This is a genomic window from Burkholderia sp. E168m23 (genome assembly GCF_016586125.1).
Taxonomy (GTDB): domain Bacteria; phylum Pseudomonadota; class Gammaproteobacteria; order Burkholderiales; family Burkholderiaceae; genus Burkholderia; species Burkholderia orbicola.
Window position 1 is genome coordinate 1 of the sequence record NZ_BCPP01000618.1, and the last position, 4,384, is coordinate 4,384.

Annotated in this window: 4 protein-coding genes and 1 pseudogene; all 5 read right to left on the reverse strand. The window is 69.5% G+C overall.

Annotated features, from left to right (window positions below):
* The coding region (locus JMF90_RS26025; protein ID WP_374104267.1) for an ABC transporter permease at positions 1-471 on the reverse strand (471 nt) is incomplete at its 3' end.
* Positions 472-506: 35 nt separating this feature from the next.
* The gene (locus JMF90_RS26030) at positions 507-1,349 is read right to left on the reverse strand and encodes an ABC transporter permease (protein ID WP_011548040.1); all 843 of its coding nucleotides are present in this window, start codon (positions 1,347-1,349) and stop codon (positions 507-509) included.
* A gap of 21 nt (positions 1,350-1,370) precedes the next feature.
* Positions 1,371-2,438 carry an ABC transporter substrate-binding protein gene (locus tag JMF90_RS26035; RefSeq protein WP_041489405.1) on the reverse strand — a complete coding sequence of 356 codons (1,068 nt, stop codon included), beginning with the start codon at positions 2,436-2,438 and terminating at the stop codon, positions 1,371-1,373.
* A gap of 103 nt (positions 2,439-2,541) precedes the next feature.
* Positions 2,542-3,789 (reverse strand): glycosyltransferase family 87 protein, encoded by a 1,248-nt coding sequence (locus JMF90_RS26040; protein ID WP_011548038.1) that lies wholly within the window; start codon positions 3,787-3,789, stop codon positions 2,542-2,544.
* Between the two features lie 6 nt (positions 3,790-3,795).
* Positions 3,796-4,384: pseudogene (locus JMF90_RS26045) on the reverse strand (glycosyltransferase); the annotation flags it as partial.

A 4,384-nucleotide genomic window follows, 5' to 3' on the forward strand; every position in this document is an offset into this window, starting at 1 on the left:
GTCGCAGGTATGGGCGGCGACCGGCAGCAGCGCGGCGAGCGACAGGAACACGACCTTCGCGACGTCGCCGAGCCCGAACCACACGGAAATCAGCGGAATCCACGCGAACAGCGAGATCTGCTTGAACGTGTCGAAGCTCGGGCCGACCATCCGCGCGGCGACGCGCGACAGCCCGAGCACGGCGCCGAGCAACAGCCCGCCCGTCGCGCCGATCGCGAACCCGCACGCTTCGCGCGCGAGCGATGCCGACAAGGCACGGCCGAGCGCGCCGCTCGTGGCCTGCGCCCACGCGGTGTGCAGCACGTCGGCGGGGCTGACGAACAGCCCGCTTTTCACGAGGTGCGCGGAAGCGAGGGCCCACCAGCACGCAAGTGCGGCGAGCGGCAGCACGAAGCCGCGCCAGTCCGGTGCATGCAGGCGGCGGTCGGCGGTGGCGGGCGGTGTGGCTGACGGTGTGGCGGCGTGCGACACGGGCGACTCTCCTTCGATGGGGCGGGCGGCCCGGTTCAGCCGCGAAACGCGGACGGCACGCCGCGGCGCAGGCGCGCTTCGAGTGCGTCGAGCGCCCGGTTGATCAGCAGGCCGACCGCGCCGACCACGACCACGGCCGCCATCACGAGATCGAGCTGGAACAGTTGCCGCCCGTACACGATCAGGTAGCCGAGCCCTTCGGACGACGCGACGAGTTCGACCACGACGAGCGCGAGCCACGACTTCGTGAATGCGAGCCGCACGCCGGTCGCGAGCGTCGGGATCGCGGCCGGCAGCACGACGTGGACGATGCGTTGCCGGCGCGTGTAGCCGAACCCGCGCGCGACTTCGTCGAGGGCGGGCGGCGTCTGGCGGAATCCCTGCAACGTGCTCAGCGTGACCGGGACGAGCGCCGCATGCGCGATCAGCAGGTACTTGAGCGGCTCGCCGACACCGACGAGCAGCAGCAGGAACGGCAGCCAGCCGAGCACCGGAATCTGCACGAGCGCATTGAAGCTCGGCAGCACATAGGCTTCCAGCGTGCGCGACAGCCCGAGCGCGACGCCGATCGACACACCGAGCAGCGTGCCAGCCGCGAAGCCGACGAGCACCCGCTGCAGGCTGATCAGCGTGTGACGCGCCAGATCGCCGCTCGACGCGAGCTCGGCCAGCGTGTCGACCACGCGTTCCGGCGGCGGCAGGATCTGCGGCGCGATCCAGCCGCGCGCGCTGCCGACGCTCCACAGTGCGAACAGCAGCGCGGGCAGCACCCACGGCGCGAGCTGCCATGCGAGCCGTTTCAGCGCGGCCGAGCGGCGCGGCGGCACGGCGAGCGGGTGCGATTCGGACGACGGGACGGAAAACGCGGTATCGCTCATCGGGGCGGGTCCGGTCGGGTGTCAGGTGAGGGGCTTGCCGGCGGCGTCATGACGCGGCCAGTAGTTTTCGAGTTTCAACGTGCGCAATGCGTTGTCGAGATACTTCGGCTCGAACCAGCCGTCGACGTCGACCGGCTGGCGGATCAGCTTGAGGTTCAGCGCATCCTGGGCGACCGCCTTGTAGCGCGCGACGACGAACGGATCGATCAGCGGGGACAGGCGCTCCTTCAGGCGCTGGTTCGCATAGTCGGCCTGCCACGACGAATACGGCACGCCGCTCTTCGCCCACAGCTTGAACAGCGCATCGCGGTTCGCCTCGTCGGACGACCATTGCGCGCCCTTCACGAACGCGGTGACGACGCGCTGCACGATGTCCGGGTGCGCGCGGTCGAAATCGTCGAGCACGAGCAGGTGGGTCTGGCGCGTCAGTTGCGGGCCGTCGTTCTGCGATTCGTAGATGATCTTCGCGAGGCCCGCGTCGCGCAGCTTGTACAGCGCGTAATCGCCCACCGACGCGTCGATGCCTTTCGATGCGAGTGCGGCGAGCGAACTGGCGGCGTCGAGGTTGATCACGCGCAGGTCGCGTTCGCCGAGGCCGTTCTTCGCGAGCGCGTTGTCGGCGACGAGCTGCAGGTTGGTGCCGCGGAAGATCGACACGCGGCGGTCCTTCAGGTCCTTGATCGAGCGGATCGTCGAGTCGGGCGGCACCGCGATCTTGATGCCCGAGCGCACGCTCGCGGCGAGCAGCAGGCGGGTCTTGATCCCGTTCGAGCGCGCGAGCACGGCGGGCAGGTCGCCCTGGTACGCGAAGTCGAGCGCCTTGTTGGCGATCGCCTCGTTGACGGCCGGGCCCGCACCCTTGAAGAACAGCCATTCCACCTTGATGCCGTCGGCGGCGAATTCCTTTTCGACGAGCTGCTGCAACTGCACGGTGGCGGCGCTCGATCCGCCGAACGTCGGGGGATCGCCGGCGCCTTGCTGGGCGACGCCGATGCGGATGGTGGCGGGCTTGTCGGCGTGCGCGGCGGCGGCCGGCAACGCAAAAAGGGACGCGATCAGCAGCGATCGCAGCAGGCGCAGTGGGAGCATGAATCGATGGATCCGGAACGTTGGAGAACGAGGCCGGGCCGCAGCCCGTCGGGTCATTCTCGATGACGCCCCGGGGCCGGACAAGCAACGATTTGAACTATGCTTATCGTCGCGCGGGGGATCGCGGGAGGGCGCGGGCGCGCTGCAGGAGCACGAGCAGCGCGGTCGCCGTGACGGCAGGCCCGATCTGCGGCAGCGTCAGCCAAGGATTCAGAAACTCGTACATCGGCAGCGCCCACATGACGGCGACGACACACTGCTCGCCGCGCCGCCAGCCGTACTGCGTGCCGATGGCGATCATGCATGCGATCGGGATGCACAGCCACGACAGTTCGTAGTGCCAGACATACGGATTGGCGGCCAGCGTCGCGACGACCAGTACCGCACCGCGCAATCGTGCGTCCCGGCTGCGGCGCCAGACGAAGCACGCCGCCGCGAGCGCGATCGCCGCGATGACGGCCTGACCGGCGTACGCGAGGGCGGGCGACAGGCCGGCAAGCCGAAACGCCGCGAACGGCGTCGGCGACGCAAACCAGAACGGCACGCCGTGCTCGATGATCAGCGAACGCAGCGCGCCGGCGTTTTGCAGGAACAGGCGCAGCGGTTCCATGCCGCCCGCCGCGATCCCCAGTGCGGTGATCGCGGTCGCCCATGCGGCGGCCCACGCGAACGCGCGCCACGCACGCGCGGCAATCAGCACGAACGGGAACAGCAGGGCCAGTTGCGGCTTGACCGACAGGAGTCCGATACAGAGGCCGGCCAGCAGCGGCCGCCGGTCGACGAAGTACACCGCGAGCGCCGCGCACGCCGCGGTCAGCATCGCGTTCTGTCCGTACATCGCGGTGACGAACACGCCCGGGCAGGCGAGCAGCGCGAGCCAGCCGATGCGCGTCGCGCCGGGCACCGCGCCGAATCCCGACACCCGCCACACCGCGAGGCCGAGCAGCACGATGCCGAGTACGACGAACACCGGATAGCTGACCGCGTAGGGCAGCAGCGCGAGCGGTGTCGCCGCGAGCAGATACGACGGCGGGTACAGCCACGGCAGGAACGCATGGCGGCCGGCCAACGGGAACAGCGTGGCGAGTTCGCGCGAGAACGCGGGGATGTCGTAGGCCAGCCACGGCGAGCCGTGGAGCATCAGATGGGACGCGGACCAGAACACCATGTACCCCGAGCCGGGGCGAAACGTGCCGGGGTCGGTCGAGTGAAAGCCGATCCAGAGCAGGATCGCGGCCAGCAGCACACCGATCACCAGCATGACCGCGCTGTAAAGCGCGATGCGTCCGGGCGTGAGCCAGGGGCGGACGGGGCGTTCGTCGCGCCGGATCGACGAGCCGGAAATATCCATGCGGCGCTACTTGACCGACAGATTGCGCGACGCCTGCGCGCCTGCCACGACCGTCTGCCGGCGCCGGGCCGTCGCGATGCGCCGGACCGGAAACTGCAGCAGTTTCGAGCCGTCCGGAGACGCGGCGTGCCGCGCGGGCTGCTGGCCGGCCTGCGCATCGGCCCGGTAGCGGCGCCGCACGAGGTAGACCGGGCGCTGCTTCGATTCGTGATAGATGCGGCCGAGGTATTCGCCGATCACGCCGATGCCGATCAACTGGATGCCGCCGACGAACAGCATCACGGAGATCAGCGACGCGTAGCCGTGCACCGGGTTGCCGAACAGCAGCGTGCGCATCACGATGTACGCGCCGTAGACGAACGACAGCACGGCGAACGCGAGGCCGATGTAGGTCCACACGCGCAACGGCACCGTGCTGAAGCTCGTGATGCCCTCGAGCGCGAAGTTCCAGCGCCGCCATCCGGAGAATTTCGAGCGCCCGCCGCTGCGCGCCGCGCGCGTGTATTCGATGATCTCGGTACGGTAGCCGACCCACGCGAACAGGCCTTTCATGAAACGACGCCGCTCGGGCAGGGCCCGCAACGCATCGACGACC